We start from the raw sequence: 18,899 nt of genomic DNA on the forward strand, positions 1-18,899 counted from the left end.
CGTTGCGGGGGGGGGGGGGGCGGGGGCCCGCCCGGCGCCGCCCCACGGCCGTACAGCGGATCAGGCCTCGGTCGGAGCCGAGACGGACGGCGGCGTCTGCTGCTCGGCCGCCGCGGTCTTCTTCGTCGCCCGCTTCGCCACGGTCTTCTTGGCCGTCGCCTTCTTCGCGACGGTCTTCTTGGCGGCCGTCGCCTTCTTGGCGGTGGTCGCCTTCTTGGCCGGGGCCTTCTTCGCCGCCGGGGCCTTCTTGGCGGCCGTCTTGCGGACCGTCTTCTTGGCCGCCGGGGCAGCCTCCTCGGCCTCCTCGGCCTCCGCTGCACCGGCCTCGGCCGGGGCGGCCTCGGGTTCGGCGGCGGGGGCCTCGACGACCACGACGGCCGCCTCCGCGGCGCCGGCCGGCGAACCGGCGGGTGCGGTGGCCTTGCGGGTGGCACGCCGACGCGGACGGGCCGGGGCGGCCTCCTCGACGGGGGCCTCGGCGACCGGGGCGGCGACCTCGGGCTCCGCCTCGGCGACGGGCTCCGCGACGGGCTCGGGCTGCGCCTGCGGCTCCTGCTCCGGGGCCGGAGCCTGGACCGGGGCCTGGGCGGCCTCGGCCGCGGCGGCCGGGGCGCCCGCCGGAGCGGTCGCCTTGCGGGTCGCACGGCGGCGCGTGCGGCCCTTGGGTGCGGCCTCGACCGTCTCGGCGGCCTCCACCGCCTCGGCGACGACCTCCGAGACCGGCTCCAGCACCGTCTCGGCCGGCTCGGTCACCGGCTCGTCCTCGACCTCGACCACGGGCTCGACCACGGCCTCGGCCACGGGGGCGGGTGCGGCCGCACCGCGCGGGGCGCCCGCCGGAGCGGTCGCCTTGCGGGTGGCACGGCGGCGGTTGCGACGGCCGCTCAGGCCCGCCGCGGCCTCCGCCTCGGCGGCGCTGCTGTAGAGCTCCTCGTCCGGGACGAACGCCGGCTCGGGCAGCGCCACGGGAGCGGCGACCTCGGCGGCCAGCTCGGCCTCGGTCTCGACCTCGAAGGCCTCGGCCTCGGCCTCGGCCACCTGGACCGTCTCGACGCCCTCGATCTCGTGGTCGTGCTCGTGGCCCCGGCCGCCCCGGCGCTTCGCGCGCTTGCCGCCGTTGCCGCCGCCGATCGCGCTCGGCGTCTCCATGTGCACGATGACACCGCGCCCGTTGCAGTGGACGCAGGTCTCGGAGAAGGACTCCAGCAGCCCCTGGCCCACCCGCTTGCGGGTCATCTGGACCAGGCCCAGCGAGGTCACCTCGGCGACCTGGTGCTTCGTACGGTCGCGGCCCAGGCACTCCAGCATCCGCCGCAGGACCAGGTCGCGGTTCGACTCCAGGACCATGTCGATGAAGTCGATGACGACGATGCCGCCGAGGTCGCGCAGCCGCAGCTGGCGCACGATCTCCTCGGCCGCCTCCAGGTTGTTCCGGGTGACGGTCTCCTCAAGGTTGCCGCCCTGACCGGTGAACTTGCCGGTGTTGACGTCGATGACGATCATCGCCTCGGTCTTGTCGATCACCAGGGAGCCGCCCGAGGGCAGCCACACCTTGCGGTCGAGCGCCTTGGCGAGCTGCTCGTCGATCCGGTACGTCGCGAAGACGTCGACCTCGGAGGTCCAGCGCGAGAGCCGGTCGGCCAGGTCGGGGGCCACGTGCGAGACGTAGCCGTGGATGGTCTCCCAGGCGCTGTCACCGCTGACGATGACCTTCGTGAAGTCCTCGTTGAAGATGTCGCGCACGACCCGGACGGTCATGTCCGGCTCGCCGTACAGCAGGCTCGGCGAAGAGGTCGTGATCTGCTTCGACTTCTTCTGGATGTCCTCCCACTGCGCCTGCAGACGCTCGACGTCACGGCGCAGCTCGTCCTCGCTCGCGCCCTCGGCGGCGGTGCGCACGATGACGCCCGCGTCCTCGGGGACGATCTTCTTGAGGATCGTCTTCAGGCGCGCGCGCTCGGTGTCGGGCAGCTTGCGGCTGATGCCGGTCATCGAGCCCTCGGGCACATAGACCAGGTAACGGCCGGGCAGCGAGACCTGGCTGGTCAGGCGGGCGCCCTTGTGGCCGATCGGGTCCTTGGTGACCTGGACCAGGACGGACTGGCCGGACTTCAGGGCGGACTCGATGCGGCGCGGCCCGTTGGCCATGCCGAGCGCCTCGAAGTTGACCTCGCCGGCGTACAGGACGGCGTTGCGGCCCTTGCCGATGTCGATGAAGGCGGCCTCCATCGACGGCAGCACGTTCTGGACCTTGCCCAGGTAGACGTTGCCGACGTACGAGGTGGCCTCTTCCTTGTTGACGTAGTGCTCGACGAGCACGTTGTCCTCAAGGACGCCGATCTGGGTGCGGTCGCCGTTCTGGCGGACGACCATCACGCGCTCGACGGCCTCGCGGCGGGCCAGGAACTCGGCCTCGGTGATGATCGGCACACGGCGGCGGCCCTGCTCGCGACCCTCGCGGCGGCGCTGCTTCTTCGCCTCCAGACGGGTCGAGCCCTTGATGGACTGCACCTCGTCGGCGCCCGAACCGGGTTCGGCCTTCTCGCGCGCCGGGCGCGGCTCGCGGACCTTGACGACGGTGCGTACGCCGTCCTCCTCGCGCGCGGCCTCGGCAGTGACGTCGGCGGGCTCACCGCTGCGGCGGCGACGGCGGCGACGACGGCGGCTGGAGCTGGAACCGAGGGCGCCGGCCTCCTCGGCCTCGTCCTCTTCCTCCTCCTCGGCCTCCTGCTCGGCGGCCTCGGACTCCTCCTCGACGGACTCGTCCAGGTCGGCGGCCTCACCGCGGCGGCGGCGACGGCCACCGCGACGGCGGCGGCGGGAGGGACGCTCGCCCGTCTCGTCGGCCTCCTCCTCGTCGAACTCGGCCTCGGCCTCGACCTCGGCCTCGGGCTCCTCGGGCTCCTCGGGGGCGGCTTCCACCTCGGCCGGGGCGGCCTCGGCGGCACCGCGGCCACGGCGGCGGCGACGACCCGCGGGCTGCGCCGGAGCCTGGACGGGCTCGGCCTCGGCTTCGAGCTCCTCCTCGGCCTCCTCCGCCTCGCTCGCGGCAGCCGCTGCCGCGGCGGCCATGGCGGCGGTCTCCGGGGTCTGGAACATCGGCTCGGTGAAGACCGGGGCCTGGAACACGGCCACGGCGGGCCGGGTGACGCGGCGGCCACGGGCCGGGGCGGCGGGCTCGGCCTTCTCGGCGGGCTCGGCGGCCGGCTGCGGGGCGGCGGCGGCCGGGGCGGCGGAGCGGGTGGCGCGGCGGCGGCCGCGCTTCGGCGCGTCCACGGCGTCGGCGACGGTGACCGTCGGGGTGGCCTTCGGGGCCTCCTGCTCGGCGGCCTCGGCGGCGGGGGCCTCGGGAGCGGTCACGGCGCGGGTGGCGCGGCGACGGGCCCGCGGGGCGGGAGCAGCAGGCTCCTCGGCAGCGGCGGGGGCAGCAGCGGGGGCGGCAGCGGCAGCCTCCTCGGCCGGGGCCGCCACGGCCTCGGCGCTCTCCGCAGCGGGGGCGGCCACGGCACGGGTCGCACGGCGACGGGCCCGCGGAGCCGGGGCAGCTGGCTCCTCGGCGGCAGCGGCGGGGGCGGCAGCCTCGACCACCACGGCCTCGGCGGCCTCCGCAGCCGGGGCGGCCACGGCGCGGGTGGCGCGGCGACGGGCCCGCGGGGCAGGAGCAGCAGGCTCCTCGGCGGCGGCCGGAGCAGCGGCAGCAGGCGCGGCAGCCTCCTCGGCCGGGGCCTGGGCAGCCTCGGTCTCGGCCTCCGGCGCGGCCACGGCACGGGTCGCACGGCGACGGGCCCGCGGAGCCGGGGCAGCGGGCTCCTCGGCGGCAGCGGCGGGGGCGGCAGCCTCGACCACCACGGCCTCGGCGGCCTCCGCAGCCGGGGCGGCCACGGCGCGGGTGGCGCGGCGACGGGCCCGCGGGGCAGGAGCGGCAGGCTCCTCGGCGGCGGCCGGAGCAGCGGCCTCGGCGGTCACCGGGGCGGCCGGTGCTGCGGCGGCGCCGCCGGGCGGTCCGGCCGGGCGGGACGCGGCACGGCGACGCCTGCGCGGAGGCAGGTTGTCGCTCGGGCTGTTGGTGTCAGCGCTTTCGGGGGTGTTTTCGTTGCTGAGCATTGCGGGCGGTTCTCCCGTCACGCTCCCGGGCGCCGCGGCTGACGTCCGGTCCGGCTCGGTTCCGCGCGATGAACGCGGATCCGGCCTCCGGGGCGCGTTCGCCACACGGGAGCTGTAGTCCATGGCCGCCGGTTCCGTACGCGTTGTCCGTACGGCCTGGCGGAAGTCTTCAGGTCAGTGCGCGGCCCGACCCAGGTGGCTCCCGAGTGCCAGGGCTGCGCTACGACGACGATCCCTACGCGGCGGGACCTTCCGGCGCCTTCGCGTCGGCGGTCACGGCGGCCGTGGGTGGGGCGGCCGTGACAGCCTCGCGGTCGGGCGCGAGCGGGTCGGTCACCGTGCCGGACTCCTCGTCGAAGAGCCCCTGCGCCAGCCTGGTCACCGCTGCGGGGACCGGCGGCGCCAGGTCGGCCACAGCTCGGAGACCGGACAGGACGTCGTCGGGTCGCACGGCAGGTGTCAAATGCCGAACAACCAGCCGCAGTATCGCACAGGCATTGTCCAGCGGCCTATCAGCCGGAGCAGGAAGGGCTTCGATGCCGACCACGGCCTCGCGGGCGTCGAAGGTGCGCATGCCGTTCTTGGTCCGGCGCTGCACCTCCACCGTCTCGGCGGCGAGGAAGGCCTGCACGGCCCGCTCGGCCTCGGCGGGCTCGACGCCCTCCAGGCGCAGTTCCCACACGGAGGCGGTCAGCCGGTCGGCGAGCCCGGAGGTGCGGGCCTCGACGGCGTCGACGATGTCGAGGCCGAGGGGCATCGACTCGTCGAGGAGCTCGCGGAGCTTCTCGGGGTCGCGGGGCTCCGCGAGGGCGATCTCCAGGTACTCGGCCTCACTGCCGGTGCCGGTGGGCGCGGCGTTCGCGTACGAGACCCGGGGGTGGGGGGTGAAGCCGGCCGAGTACGCCATGGGTACCTCGGCGCGGCGCAGGGCTCGCTCGAACGCGCGCTGGAAGTCTCGGTGGCTGGTGAACCGGAGGCGGCCACGCTTGGTGTAGCGCAGTCGGATGCGCTGCACCACCGGTGCGGGCGGTGGGCCTTCGGGCTGTCGCTTGCCCAGTGGTTCTTCTCCTTGTGCGGGGCTCCGCGGCTCGCGCGGCGCCCTGAGGTCTGGTGAGCCTGCCGGCCACGCCGAGCCCTCCGGCTCATTCCTGCCGCCGGGGCAGGGAGGGGGCGGGCGCGTTGCCTGCGGCTGTCTTACTACCCAGAGTACGCGCCCGTGACCTCGCCGGTTCCCGGGGCGGGGCCCCGAACAGGGCGCGCCCCATGTCGGCGCGCACCTCCCGGACGGTGGTGCGGACCGTCCGCCAGACCTCGCGTACGAGATGCCCCACGGGGGTCAGCACATGGCGGTACACCTGGGCCACCGGCCACCACAGCACCCGCCCGACCCACCGCAGCCCTCGGCCCAGGGCCCGCAGGATCCGCCCGGCCACGTGCCAGGCCCAGACGAGGACCTGCCCGAGGGGTACCAGCACCCACCGGTAGACCCCGCCGGCGATCCAGGCGACCGCCAGCCACAGGGGCCGCAGCACGTACCGCCCGACGGGGGTGAGCACGTACGCGTACACCGCCTGCCCCAGCCACACCAGGCCGTGGCCGAGCGGGGTCAGCACGTACCGCCACAGCCCCACCCAGGGCCAGACGAACAGGGCCTTGGCCAGGAGCCACGCGACCCACACGACGCCCTTGGCCAGCGGGGCGAGCAGCCAGCGCAGCGCGCCGCGTCCCGCCCAGTGGAGCGCCTCGCCCACCGGGCGCAGGAGGTACGCGTACACGAACCGCCCCACCGGGGCGAGCAGATACCCGTACCCGGCCCGCCCGACGGGGGCGAGCACGTACCGCCACAGACCCACCCAGGGCCAGACGAAGACCAGCTTCAGCAGCGTCGCGAGAAGCAGGCCGAGCGCACGCAGCACGGGCTGCACGGTCCGCTCGTACACCCACAGCAGCGCCGCACCCAGCGGCGCGAGCACATGCCGGTGGGCGAGCCGCCCGGCGGCGACGAGCAGCTCCCACACCACCCGAACGGGCAGGACGACCAGCACCGCCACGATCTTCACGGGTATGCGCACGACGCCGACGAGGCAGCCCTCGCCCCCGCCGCCACCAGGGTGCTTGTCGATTTCCATACCCCCAAGGACACCAAAGTGCCCCCCGCCGTTCCCGGCGGGGGGCACATCGGGCGCAGTTCGCGCGCCGTGCTACTTGACGACCGTCAGCGGCAGCAGCTTCTTGCCGGTCGGGCCGATCTGGATGTGCGTGTCCATCTGGGGGCAGACGCCGCAGTCGAAGCACGGGGTCCAGCGGCAGTCCTCGACCTCGGTCTCGTCGAGGGCGTCCTGCCAGTCCTCCCAGAGCCAGTCCTTGTCGAGACCGGAGTCCAGGTGGTCCCAGGGCAGGACCTCCTCGTAGGTGCGCTCGCGCGTCGTGTACCAGGCCACGTCCACGCCGTACGCGGGCAGCGTCTTCTCCGCGGCTTCCATCCAGCGGTCGTACGAGAAGTGCTCGCGCCAGCCGTCGAAGCGGCCGCCCGACTCGTACACGGCGCGGATGACGTCGCCGATGCGGCGGTCGCCGCGCGAGAGGAGGCCCTCGACGATGCCCGGCTTGCCGTCGTGGTAGCGGAAGCCGATGGAGCGGCCGTACTTCTTGTCGCCGCGGATCTTGTCGCGCAGCTTGGCCAGGCGGGCGTCCGTCTCCTCGGCCGACAGCTGCGGCGCCCACTGGAAGGGGGTGTGCGGCTTCGGCACGAAGCCGCCGATGGACACGGTGCAGCGGATGTCGTTCTGGCCGGAGACCTCGCGGCCCTTGGCGATGACGTTGACCGCCATGTCGCCGATCTGCAGGACGTCCTCGTCGGTCTCGGTCGGCAGGCCGCACATGAAGTACAGCTTCACCTGGCGCCAGCCGTTGCCGTAGGCGGTGGCGACGGTGCGGATCAGGTCCTCTTCCGAGACCATCTTGTTGATGACCTTGCGCATGCGCTCGGAGCCGCCCTCGGGGGCGAAGGTCAGGCCGGAGCGGCGGCCGTTGCGGGTCAGCTCGTTGGCCAGGTCCACGTTGAAGGCGTCCACCCGGGTCGACGGCAGGGACAGGCCCACCTTGTCGTCCGAGTAGCGGTCGGCCAGGCCCTTGGCGATGTCCGCGATCTCCGAGTGGTCCGCGGAGGAGAGGGAGAGGAGGCCCACCTCCTCGAAGCCCGTCGCCTTGAGGCCCTTCTCGACCATTTCGCCGATGCCGGTGATGCTTCGCTCCCGCACGGGGCGCGTGATCATGCCGGCCTGGCAGAAGCGGCAGCCGCGGGTGCAGCCGCGGAAGATCTCGACGGACATCCGCTCGTGGACGGTCTCGGCGAGCGGGACCAGCGGCTGCTTGGGGTAGGGCCACTCGTCGAGGTCCATGACCGTGTGCTTGGACACCCGGTAGGGGACGCCCGACTTGTTCGGGGCGACGCGGGCGATGCGTCCGTCCGGCAGGTAGTCGACGTCGTAGAAGCCGGGCACGTAGACCTGGCCGGTCTTGGCCAGGCGGAAGAGGACCTCCTCGCGCCCGCCCGGACGGCCCTCGGCCTTCCACGCGCGGATGATCTCGGTCATGTCGAGGACGGCCTGCTCGCCGTCGCCGATGACGGCGCAGTCGATGAACTCGGCGATCGGCTCGGGGTTGAAGGCCGCGTGGCCGCCCGCGAGCACGATGGGGTGGTCGACCGTGCGGTTCCGGGCCTCCAGCGGGATGCCCGCGAGGTCGAGGGCCGTGAGCATGTTCGTGTAGCCCAGCTCCGTGGAGAAGGACAGGCCGAACACGTCGAAGGCGCCGACCGGGCGGTGGCTGTCCACGGTGAACTGCGGCACGTTGTGCTCGCGCATCAGCGCTTCGAGGTCCGGCCAGACGCTGTAGGTGCGCTCGGCGAGCACGCCCTCGCGCTCGTTGAGCACCTCGTAGAGGATCATGACGCCCTGGTTGGGCAGTCCAACCTCGTACGCGTCGGGGTACATGAGGGCCCACCGGACGTCCGCGCTCTCCCACGGCTTGACGGTGGAGTTGAGCTCACCGCCGACGTACTGGATGGGCTTCTGCACATGCGGGAGCAGAGCTTCGAGCTGTGGGAAGACCGACTCGGACATCACGCGACTTTCGTGAAGCGGGCAGGGGGCGACTCTCAAGCGTAACCCGAGGGGCGGTGGCCCCCTGCCGCCGTGATCGGGCCGCCCCCCTCAGTAGGCGGCCGCTCCGCGGGCCGCCGCCCACACCTGGGGGAGCTCCCGTTCGAGCCGCTCGGCGACGGCTTCCTCGCGGGCGTAGAGCATGCCCCAGGTGAAGGCCGACTCGCCCGCGCCCGTCGCCTGGGCCCCGAGGCCGCGCAGGGCTTCGCGGGCGACCACGCTGTCCTGGTGGTCCCCGAGCAGGCTCTGGACCGATTTCATGGCTTCGGTCTGCCGTTTCGCGGATTTCCCGAGGGCGGTCCGGGCCGCCTCCGCCGCGTAGCGGGCGCGTTTGGCGGCTTTGCGGGCCTCGTGCAGGGCCACATCGCGCGGCTGCCCCGGCTCCAGGGACAAGGCGTGCGCGATCTTGCGGGCGAGCCGTTCGTGGTCGCGGCGCACCGCCTTGGGCAGGACCCGGTCGGCGGGCTTGTCCGCCGCGGGGCGCAGCGGCGGCTCGGCCAGCAGCGCGTCGAGGGTGTCGAGCAGGGTGACGTACCGCTTGCTGTCGAGGACGGCGAGGGCGCGCCGCCGGGAGCCGGACCGGCGGGTGGTGTTCCAGACCCGCAGCCGCCCGCGGACCGGGCCGAGCACGAGGGTGCGCGGGATCTCGCCGATGCGGGTCTGGATCCGCTCAAGCAGGACTTCCTGGTCGCGGTCGACGCCGAGTTCGGCGGCCACCCAGCGCAGCTCCTCGCCGATCGGGTCGGTGACGGCGCGGTCGATGACCTTGCGGTAGGTCTTGAAGGCGCTGCGCATCCGGCGGGCGGCGACCCGCATCTGGTGGACGGAGTCGGGCAGGCCGCGGCGTACGGCCGGGTCGTGGGCGACCAGGGCGTCGCGCTGTTCGCGCAGGTACGCGAGGACGTGCGCGCCCGCGGTGTCGTCGGCGGGGCCGGGTTCGGGCCGGGCGGGCGGCTCGTGGCCGGTCTCGGTCAGGGCGCGGGCGAGCTTCGAGGGGGCGTGGGAGACCGTGAGGCCGGCCGTGGCGAACCTCTCCTCGACGGCATCGAGGAGCGCCTGGTCGGTGTCGTCGGCGAGTTCCACCTCGACCTCGGTCCAGGCGGCGGTGGCCCGGTCCCGTTCGGCCCGGACCGTGTCGGTGGACAGCTCCGCGAGCAGGGTCCCCTCGGCGTCGAGCAGGTGGCTGACCCGGCGCGAGGAGTGCAGTCGGACCTGGGGCTGGAGGGCAGTGTCGCGGACGCGGGAGCGGACCAGCGCGGCGAGGGAGCGCGGGACGGTGTCGCCGAGGGGAGCGGTGATCTCGTCGCGGACGCCCGGGGAGACGGGCAGCTTGAGGTGCCAGCCGGCGTCGGCGCCGCCGGTGCGGCGTCTGAGGGTGAGGCCGTCGGCGGCGAGCCGCTGGTCGGGGGTGTCCCAGTACACGGCGTCCAGGTCGACGGTGCCCTGGTCGGTGACCGCGGCGATGGCTGCCGTGCCGGTCAGGTCGGGGACTCCGCGCCGTGCGGCCTGGGTCGTCGTGAACTCGAATTTGCGCTCGATCTCGCGCTTCGTGTCCGCCATGGATCGAACTTAGCCCTGAACGGATCACGAAGGCAGGGTGAACGGCTGCTCGGCCGCGGAACCGGCCGAAGTTCGACCCCGGCTAGGCCGACATCGGCCGTTGCACCTTGATCGACTCCAGCAGTCCGACCGCCACCCACACCGCGAACATGGAGGAGCCGCCGTAGGAGACGAAGGGCAGCGGGAGCCCCGCCACCGGCATGATCCCGAGGGTCATCCCGATGTTCTCGAACGCCTGGAAGGCGAACCAGGCGATGATCCCGGCGCACACGATCGTCCCGTACAGCTCGGTGGTCTCGCGCGCGATCATGCAGGCGCGCCACAGCACGATGCCGAGCAGCACCAGGATCAGGCCGGCGCCGAGGAAGCCCAGCTCCTCCCCCGCCACGGTGAAGACGAAGTCGGTCTGCTGCTCCGGTACGAACTGCCCGGTCGTCTGCGAGCCCTTGAAGAGCCCGGAGCCGGTCAGCCCGCCGGAGCCGATCGCGATCCGCGCCTGGTTGGTGTTGTAGCCGACGCCGGCCGGGTCGAGCTCCGGGTTGGCGAAGGCGGCGAAGCGGTTGACCTGGTACTCGTCGAGTACGCCGAGCTGCCAGACCAGGATCGCCCCGGCGGCGCCCGAGCCGAGCAGTCCGAACACCCAGCGGTTGGAGGCGCCGGAGGCCAGCAGGACGCCGAGCACGATGACGACCATGACCATGACGGAGCCGAGGTCGGGCATCAGCATGACGATGCCCATCGGGGCGGCCGCCAGGCACAGTGCCTTGACCACCGTGCGGTGGTCGGGATGTTCGAGGTCGCCGGCGTCCACCCGGGCCGCCAGCAGCACGGCCATGCCCAGGATGATCGTGATCTTCACGAACTCGGAGGGCTGGAGCGAGAAGCCGCCGCCGAGCACGATCCACGCGTGGGCGCCGTTGATGGTGGCGCCGAGCGGGGTGAGCACGGCGAGGATGAGCACGAGCGAGATGCCGTACAGGATCGGCACGGCTCCGCGCAGGGTGCGGTGGCCGAGCCAGATCGTGCCGATCATCAGCACCAGGCCGATGCCGGTGTTGAGGGCGTGGCGGACCAGGAAGTAGTACGGGTCGCCCTGGTTGAGCTGGGTCCGGTTGCGGGTCGCCGACCACACCAGCAGGGAGCCGATGAAGGACAGCGCGAGCGCCGAGAGGAGTATCGGCCAGTCGAGCCGGCGCAGCACCGAGTCGCGCGAGGTGAGCTTGGCCATCGGGCCGCGCTCGGGCGCGTACCGGGATACGGAGAACTTGTTCGCGGTCTGCATCTCAGTCCTGCTCAGTCCTGCCGCGCGACGGGCGGGGCGGGAGGTCCGGCCAGCGGCGGCGCCGCTTCCTCGGGGGACGGGGGCACGTACGGCTTGATTTCGGGTGAGTCGATGGAGCCGTCGGGGCGGATCCTGGGCAGTTTCGCCTCCGGACGCAGCAGCAGGGCCTTCGTCACGTCCTGGTTGCCCTCCATGTCGAGACCGTAGATGGCGTTGTAGATGTTGCGGACGGCGGGGCCGGAGGCTCCGGAGCCGGTGCCGCCCTGGGAGATCGTCATGACGATGGTGAAGTCGTCGGTGTAGGTCGCCAGCCACGACGTGGTCTGCTTGCCGTAGACCTGGGCGGTGCCGGTCTTGGCCCGCATCGGGATCTTGTCCAGCGGCCAGCCGGTGAACCGCCAGGCTGCGGTGCCGCCGGGCTCGACGACCATGCGCAGGCCCCTGTCGAGGTCGCCGATGGTCTTGGCGTCGATCGGCAGTCGGCCGTGGGGCTTGGGCTCGATCACGTCGATGTGCTTGCCGTTGGGGCTGATCACCGCCTTGCCCACGATGGGGTCGTAGAGCGTGCCCCCGTTGCTGATGGCGGCGTAAGCGGTGGCCATCTGGATCGGGGTGACGAGAACGTCGCCCTGGCCGATCGCGAAGTTGATGCTGTCGAAGGCCTTCAGCTGGTTGCCTTCGAGGCAGCTCTCGTAGGCGATCTGCTCGACGTAGGTGCCGCCCTTCTTGCCCTGCTTGCACCAGGAGTCCTTGTTGGCCTTCCAGAAGCTCTTCTTCCACTGGCGGTCGGGGATGCGGCCGGTGACCTCGTTCGGCAGGTCGATCCCGGTCTCGGCGCCGAGTCCGAACTCGCGGGCGGTCCGGTAGAACCAGTCGTGGGCGTCCTTCTTGGGCTTGAGGCCGCCGTCGCGCTGCCACTCCTTGTGCCCGAGGGCGTAGAAGACGGTGTTGCAGGAGAACTTGAGGGCCTCGCCGAGGGTGATGGGGCCGTGCCCCTTGGACTCGAAGTTCGCGAAGCTCCGGCCGCCCATGTTGTAGGAAGCGCTGCAGTTGTACTTGTCGTCGAAGGCGTAGCCGGCCCGGACGGCCGCGCTCGCCGACACCACCTTGAAGATGGAGCCCGCGGGAGCCTGGCCCTGGATGGCCCGGTTGAGCAGCGGGTAGTTGGAGTTCTTGCTGGTGAGGCTGGCGTAGTCCTTGCCGGAGATGCCGCCGACCCAGGCGTTGGGGTCGTAGTCGGGCTGGGAGGCCATCGCGACGACGCGGCCGGTCTTGGCCTCCATGACGACGACGGCGCCCGAGTCGGCCTCGTACTTGCGGCCGGTGATGTTGTCGGTCTCGTGCCGGACGGTCTTCATCGCCTGCTGGAGCTCGTACTCGGCCACGGCCTGGACCCGGGCGTCGATGCTGGTGACGAGGGTGGACCCGGGCACGCCGGGGTCGGACTTGGTCTGGTGCATGACCCGGCCGAGGTTGTCGACCTCGTACGAGGTGACCTCCGCCTTGCCCCGCAGCTGCTTGTCATAGGTGCGTTCGAGTCCGGAGCGGCCGACCTGGTCGGAGCGCAGATGCGGCGAGTCCGTGTCCTTGGCCTTCTGGATCTCCTCGTCGGTGACGGGCGAGAGGTAGCCGAGCACCTGTGCGGTGCGGGCCCCGCCGGGGGCCGAGTAGCGGCGGACGGCGGTGGGCTCCGCGGTGATGCCGGGGAATTCCTCGGGGCGTTCGCGGAGTTGCAGCGCCTGCTGCGTGGTGGCTTCGAGGGTGATCGGAATCGGCTGGTACGGGGAGCCGTTCCAGCACGGCTTGGGGGTCTTGGAATCGCAGAGCCGGACCTTCTCCATGACGTCCTTGGGCGTCATGTTGAGGACGTCGGCAAGCCGGGTCAGGACGCCCCTGCCCTTGTCCTTCATCTTCATCAGCGCCGTACGGCTGGCCGAGACGACGAGACGCGTCTCGTTGTCGGCGAGCGGGACCCCGCGGGCGTCGAGGATCGAGCCGCGCACGGCGGGCTGGACCACCCGCTGGACGTGGTTGCTCTTCGCCTCGTGGTAGTACTCCTCGCCGTTGCGGATCTGGAGGTACCACAGGCGGCCGCCGAGGGTGGCCAGGAAGGAGACGACGAGCACCTGGATGATGACGAGCCGGATCTGCACCCGGGAGGTGCGGCCGGTCTCGGGGATGTTGCTCACGGGCGCTCCCCCCTCACAGCTTCTTGACGCTCTTCACGCCCTTCACGGCCTTGACGCCCTTTATCCGGACGGCCTTGTTGGCACGGTTGCGGGCGGTCTTGAGGCGCAGGCCGCCGCGCTGGCTGCCGATCCGCAGACCGGTGCCGCCGGCGAGCCAGCCGGTGGACACGTCGGTGCCCATGGCCGGTCCGCCGCTCGCCTCCACAGCCATCGGGTCGTTCTCGGCGCGCCGGGCCAGCGCCATGATGAACGGCACGGTGAACGGCGCGAGCAGCAGGTCGTAGAGGGTCGCGGTGAACAGCAGGCCGGTCAGGCCCACATGGCGGGCGGCCGTGTCGCCGACGAGGGCGCCCACCCCGGCGTAGAGCAGCGTGGAGCCGATCGCGGCGCCGACGACGGTCAGCAGGGGGCCCCAGGCGGAGCGGAACCGGCCGGAGTCGGGGCGGGCCAGGCCGGCGACGTAGCCGATGACGCAGAGGACGAGCGCGTACCGCCCGGCGGCGTGGTCGGCGGGCGGGGCCAGGTCGGCGAGGAGTCCGGCGGCGAAGCCGATGAGCGCGCCGCTGAGGTGCCCATACACGAGTGCGAGGGCGACGACGGTCAGCAACACCAGGTCGGGTACGGCGCCGGGCAGTTGCAGCCGGCCGAGCACGGTGACCTGGATGACGAGGGCGACCACCACGAGGGTGGACGCGAGGAGGATCCGGTTGAAGCGCATGGGGGGCGGCTCCTACTCGTCGGCCGGCTTGCCGGGCACGCTGGCGGACGGGGACGGCGTGACCGTGACGGTCACGGTCGGGGTCGGCTGGACGGCGGGCTTGGGCGGCAGGACGGCGTCGCGCGGATCCTCGCGCGGCGGCATCACCACGACGCCGACGATGTCCAGGCGGGAGAAGCCGACGAACGGGCGGACCCAGACCGTACGGGTCAGGTCGCCGCGCGAGGGGTCGACCTTGACCACCTCGCCGATCGGGACGCCGGGCACGAAGGGCTTGTTGCCCCGGGAGCCGAAGGTGACGAGCCGGTCGCCCGGGCTGACCTTGGCCTTGCCGTTGAGCATCTGGACGGACAGCGCGCGGTCGCCCTGGCCGGTCGCGAAGCCGAGCTCGCCGGTCTTCTCCAAGCGGGTGCCGACGGTGAAGTCGGGGTCGTTGGCGAGGACGACCGTGGCGGTGTCGGGGCCGACCGTGGCGACCCGGCCGACGAGTCCGTCCCCGTTGAGGACGGTCATGTCGCGCTCGATGCCGTCCTTGCTGCCCGCGTCGATGGTGACGGTCCAGGAGAAGCCCTGGGCCGCTCCTATCGCGATGACCTCGGCGCCCTTGATGCCGTACTGTCCCGCGCCGGCCCGTTTGAGCATCTCGTCGAGCTCGCGGATCCGGCTGCGGGTCTGGTCCTCGCTGCCCAGCTTGGCCTTCAGGGCGGCGTTCTCGCGCTCCAGCACCGCGATGCGGTTGTGGCGCTCACCGGAGTCCCGTACGGCCCCTATGGCGTGGGCGACCGGATCCACGGCGGTCGCGACGCCCTTCTCGACCGGACCGAAGACCGCGGCGGCGGCCTGCCGGGCACCGTCGACCGGAGACTCCTCGCCCGCCCTGATGTCCACCGTGATCAACGCGAACGCGATGGCGATCATGAGCACCAGGAGCAGCCGGCTTTCTCGTGTGTCCCTCACGTGCGGCGGCCGTGCCTTCCTCGTCGGAATTTTCTTTGTCTGTATATCAACGATCCGCCGCACGGGCGCGGCAGCACCCGTACGGCGGATCATTGTGTTCCGCATGGCCCCCGGAAGGGCGTCTGTGTCAGCGCCGGGGCTGGGCGTCCAGGACCTGCTGGAGTGCCTCGAACTCCTCCACGCACTTGCCGGAGCCGAGCGCGACGGAGTCGAGGGGGTCCTCCGCGATGTGGATCGGCATGCCCGTCTCGCGGCGCAGCCGCTCGTCGAGGCCGCGCAGCAGGGCGCCGCCGCCGGTCAGCACGATGCCGCGGTCCATGATGTCGCCGGAGAGTTCCGGCGGACACTTGTCGAGGGTCGTCTTGACCGCGTCGACGATGGCGTTGACCGGTTCCTCGATGGCCTTGCGGACCTCGGCGGCCGAGATGACGACCGTCTTGGGCAGTCCGGAGACGAGGTCGCGGCCGCGGATCTCGGTGTGCTCGTCCTTGTCGAGGTCGTAGGCCGAACCGATGGTGATCTTGATCTGCTCGGCGGTCCGCTCACCGAGGAGGAGGCTGTACTCCTTCTTGATGTGCTGGATGATCGCGTTGTCGAGCTCGTCGCCGGCCACCCGGATGGACTGCGCCGTGACGATTCCGCCGAGCGAGATGACGGCGACCTCGGTGGTGCCGCCGCCGATGTCCACGACCATGTTGCCGGTGGCCTCGTGGACGGGCAGGCCCGAGCCGATGGCGGCGGCCATGGGCTCCTCGATGATGTGCACCTGGCGGGCGCCGGCCTGCGTGGACGCCTCGATGACGGCGCGGCGCTCGACTCCCGTGATGCCGGAGGGAACACAGACGACCACGCGCGGACGGGCGAGGTAGCGGCGCTTGTGGATCTTGAGGATGAAGTACCGGAGCATACGCTCGGTGATCTCGAAGTCGGCGATGACGCCGTCTTTGAGGGGCCTGACGGCGACGATGTTGCCGGGCGTCCGGCCGATCATCTTCTTCGCCTCGGAGCCGACCGCCAGGATGCCGCCGGTGTTCGTGTTGATGGCGACCACGGACGGCTCGTTCAGGACGATCCCCCGGCCCCTCACGTACACCAGCGTGTTGGCGGTCCCGAGGTCGATCGCCATGTCACGGCCGATGAACGACATGTTGTTCCCCTTGTTCCCCATGAGGAGCGTCTGGCCTTCCAGTTGATAGCGGCTGCTGTCAGGTCGGCGAGGTGGGTGTGTGGGTGGAGGCCCCATCGTAGTGCCGCAGGTGCGGACATCGCGCGACGGGACTCCGGCAATCCCGCCGGAACGGATACCCGCCCCCTTAGTGGTGACGTCGTGTCCTGCACATGCGTTCCCCGAACCGTCCGGTAATACCGGAGGGCGACCGAAATTACTTCGGTCGCCCCAGGTCATGAGCGCTATTCGGCTGATGTCGCGTCAGGAAGGACTCATCAGAGGGCGGGGAAGAACAGCTTCAGCTCCCGCTCCGCGGACTCCTCGGAGTCCGAGGCGTGGATCAGGTTCTCCCGGGTGACGGTGCCGAAGTCACCCCGGATGGAGCCGGGCGCCGCGGCAATCGGGTCAGTGGGCCCGGCCAGCTGGCGGACACCCTCGATCACGCGTTCCCCTTCGACGACGAGGACGACGACGGGACCGCCGGCCATGAAGCCCATGAGGGGCTCGTAGAAGGGGCGGCCGACGTGCTCGGCGTAGTGCTGCTCCAGGAGCTCACGGCCGAGCGTGCGCAGTTCCAGCGCGGGGATGCTCCAGCCGGCCTTGCGCTCGATACGGCCGATGATCTCGCCCACCAAGCCGCGACGGACGGCGTCCGGCTTGAGGATGACGAGAGTGCGCTGGGTCATGTTGTGGCTCCTTGCGGCATACGGGTGCGGTCCTAAGAGGCTACAGGGGGCCGGTGGCGCCCCTGTGCGCCGCCCGGACCGCCCGCGGGCCACCCGGGCGGTCCGGGCCGACTACGCCTCGGGCTGCGCGGCCCGTCGGGCCTTGAGGGTGTCGACCTTGCGGCCGTAGTGCACCGAGCACCACCACAGGGCGGCGAACACGACCCCGAGGAAGAACATCGTCGGGACCACGAAGCCGCTGGCGATCAGCCCGATCTGCAGCGCCCAGCCGATCTGCACCGCGCCCGGGCGCGACAGCATCCCGCACAGCAGCACCGACAGCAGCATGGCGACCCCGCACACCGTCCAGACCGCGGCCTGGGTCAGGTCGGGGTTCTTCATGGCCACCAGGCCGGCGAAGCCGATCACGAAGAACTCGCCGATCAGCGTCGAAGCACACAGCGTGCGCATCCTCAGCCCCTCTTCAGCAGCAGGCGGGCCTCGCCCACCGTGATCACGGAACCGGTCACCAGGACCCCGGCCCCTCCGTACTCGGCCTCTTCCTCCGCCAAGGTGATCGCCGCCTCCAGGGCGTCGTCCAGCCGCGGCTCCACCTGCACCCGCTCCGCGCCGAAGACCTCGACCGCGATGGCCGCCAGCTCGTCGGCGGGCATCGCCCGGTGACTGGAGTTCTCCGTCACCACGACCTCCGCGAAGATCGGCTCGAAGGCCTCGAAGACCCCGCGCACGTCCTTGTCGTCGCTCGCGCCGACGACCCCGATCAGCCGGCTGAAGCCGAACGCCTCGGTCACCGCCTCCGCCGTCACCTGCGCGCCCGCCGGATTGTGCGCCGCGTCCAGGATCACCGTCGGGCTGCGGCGCACGACCTCCATCCGGCCCGGCGAGGTCACCGAGGCGAAGGCGCTGCGCACGGTGTCCACGTCCAGCTCCCGGGACTGCTCCGCGCCGACGCCGAAGAAGGCCTCGACCGCCGCGAGGGCCACCGCCGCGTTGTGCGCCATGTGGGCGCCGTACAGCGGCAGGAAGATGCCCTCGTACTCGCCGCCCATGCCGCGCAGCGTCAGCATCTGGCCGCCGACCGCCACCTCGCGCGAGACGACGCCGAACTCCATGCCCTCGCGGGCCACGGTCGCATCGACCTCGACGGCCTTCTTCAGCAGCACCTGCGCCGCGTCCACCGGCTGCTGCGCGAGGATCACGGTGGCGTCCTGCTTGATGATGCCGCCCTTCTCCCGGGCGATCTCGCCGGGCGTGGAACCCAGCCGGTCGGTGTGGTCCAGGCTGATCGGGGTGACCACCGCGACCGAGCCGTCGATCACGTTGGTGGCGTCCCAGGCGCCGCCCATGCCGACCTCGACGACGGCCGCGTCGACCGGGGCGTCCGCGAAGGCCGCGTACGCCATCCCGGTGAGCACCTCGAAGAAGGACAGCCGGTACTCCTCGGCGGCGTCGACCATCTCCACGTACGGCTTGATGTCGTGGTACGTCTCGACGAACCGCTCGGCGCTGATCGGCGCCCCGTCCAGGCTGATCCGCTCGGTGACCGACTGCACGTGCGGGCTGGTGTAGCGGCCGGTGCGCAGGTCGAAGGCGCCCAGCAGGGCCTCGATCATGCGGGCGGTGCTGGTCTTGCCGTTGGTGCCGGTGACGTGGATGGAGGGGTACGCGCGCTGCGGCTCGCCCAGGACGTCCATCAGCGCGGCGATCCGGCTGACGGACGGCTCCAGCTTGGTCTCGCCCCACCGGGTGGCGAGCTCCTGCTCCACCTCCTGCAGCGCCTGCGCCACCTCGGGGGCGACGGGCTGGGACGGTACCGGGTCGCCCTGGGGCGGGCCGGCCTGGGCGCGCAGGGTACGGCTGCCGGCCTCGATCACCGCCAGGTCGGGATCACGGTCGGACTCTTCCGCCACGATCCGGTCGAACAGTTCGGCGGTGCCGTCGTGGTCGTCTCGGTCGGGGCTCTCGGGCTGCTGCTCACTCACGAGCCCAGTCTACGGACGAGGGGCGGGGGGACTTCGAACCCGGCCGGTCCGGCGCCCGGAGCCCTCCCGCCCCATCCGGTGGACGTGATC

Annotated in this window: 13 protein-coding genes; all 13 read right to left on the reverse strand. The window is 72.1% G+C overall.

What is annotated here, in order from left to right; translation table 11 throughout:
• Window positions 1–60 precede the first annotated feature (60 nt).
• Window positions 61–4,104, reverse strand: a complete 4,044-nt coding sequence (locus AB0B01_RS25630; protein WP_361723510.1) for an Rne/Rng family ribonuclease — start codon at window positions 4,102–4,104, stop codon at window positions 61–63.
• Between the two features lie 235 nt (window positions 4,105–4,339).
• Window positions 4,340–5,119 (reverse strand): TIGR03936 family radical SAM-associated protein, encoded by a 780-nt coding sequence (locus tag AB0B01_RS25635; RefSeq protein WP_361723560.1) that lies wholly within the window; start codon window positions 5,117–5,119, stop codon window positions 4,340–4,342.
• A gap of 127 nt (window positions 5,120–5,246) precedes the next feature.
• On the reverse strand, window positions 5,247–6,233 hold the full coding sequence (locus AB0B01_RS25640; RefSeq protein ID WP_361723513.1) for a hypothetical protein: 987 nt from the start codon (window positions 6,231–6,233) through the stop codon (window positions 5,247–5,249).
• A gap of 72 nt (window positions 6,234–6,305) precedes the next feature.
• Entirely contained in the window at window positions 6,306–8,231 is a 1,926-nt protein-coding gene (locus AB0B01_RS25645; RefSeq protein WP_361723516.1) for a TIGR03960 family B12-binding radical SAM protein, read from the reverse strand.
• 87 nt (window positions 8,232–8,318) lie between these two features.
• Window positions 8,319–9,827, reverse strand: coding sequence for a CYTH and CHAD domain-containing protein (locus tag AB0B01_RS25650; protein ID WP_361723519.1), 1,509 nt, complete (start codon window positions 9,825–9,827; stop codon window positions 8,319–8,321).
• Window positions 9,828–9,909: 82 nt separating this feature from the next.
• Entirely contained in the window at window positions 9,910–11,109 is a 1,200-nt protein-coding gene (rodA, locus tag AB0B01_RS25655) for a rod shape-determining protein RodA (protein WP_361723522.1), read from the reverse strand.
• A gap of 11 nt (window positions 11,110–11,120) precedes the next feature.
• The gene (gene mrdA / locus AB0B01_RS25660; RefSeq protein WP_361723525.1) at window positions 11,121–13,298 is read right to left on the reverse strand and encodes a penicillin-binding protein 2; all 2,178 of its coding nucleotides are present in this window, start codon (window positions 13,296–13,298) and stop codon (window positions 11,121–11,123) included.
• A 13-nt stretch (window positions 13,299–13,311) separates the two neighbouring features.
• A complete protein-coding gene (gene mreD / locus AB0B01_RS25665; RefSeq protein WP_361723528.1) occupies window positions 13,312–14,016 on the reverse strand; it encodes a rod shape-determining protein MreD in 705 nt (234 codons plus the stop codon).
• 12 nt (window positions 14,017–14,028) lie between these two features.
• A complete protein-coding gene (gene mreC, locus AB0B01_RS25670) occupies window positions 14,029–14,973 on the reverse strand; it encodes a rod shape-determining protein MreC (protein ID WP_361723531.1) in 945 nt (314 codons plus the stop codon).
• Between the two features lie 127 nt (window positions 14,974–15,100).
• Entirely contained in the window at window positions 15,101–16,120 is a 1,020-nt protein-coding gene (locus AB0B01_RS25675; RefSeq protein WP_008738981.1) for a rod shape-determining protein, read from the reverse strand.
• A gap of 296 nt (window positions 16,121–16,416) precedes the next feature.
• The gene (ndk, locus tag AB0B01_RS25680; RefSeq protein ID WP_361723534.1) at window positions 16,417–16,827 is read right to left on the reverse strand and encodes a nucleoside-diphosphate kinase; all 411 of its coding nucleotides are present in this window, start codon (window positions 16,825–16,827) and stop codon (window positions 16,417–16,419) included.
• Window positions 16,828–16,938: 111 nt separating this feature from the next.
• A complete protein-coding gene (locus AB0B01_RS25685) occupies window positions 16,939–17,277 on the reverse strand; it encodes a DUF4233 domain-containing protein (protein WP_361723537.1) in 339 nt (112 codons plus the stop codon).
• A gap of 2 nt (window positions 17,278–17,279) precedes the next feature.
• Entirely contained in the window at window positions 17,280–18,809 is a 1,530-nt protein-coding gene (locus AB0B01_RS25690) for a folylpolyglutamate synthase/dihydrofolate synthase family protein (protein WP_361723540.1), read from the reverse strand.
• Between the last annotated feature and the right edge of the window lie 90 nt (window positions 18,810–18,899).

The organism is Streptomyces sp. NPDC044571 (genome assembly GCF_040647115.1).
GTDB lineage: Bacteria > Actinomycetota > Actinomycetes > Streptomycetales > Streptomycetaceae > Streptomyces.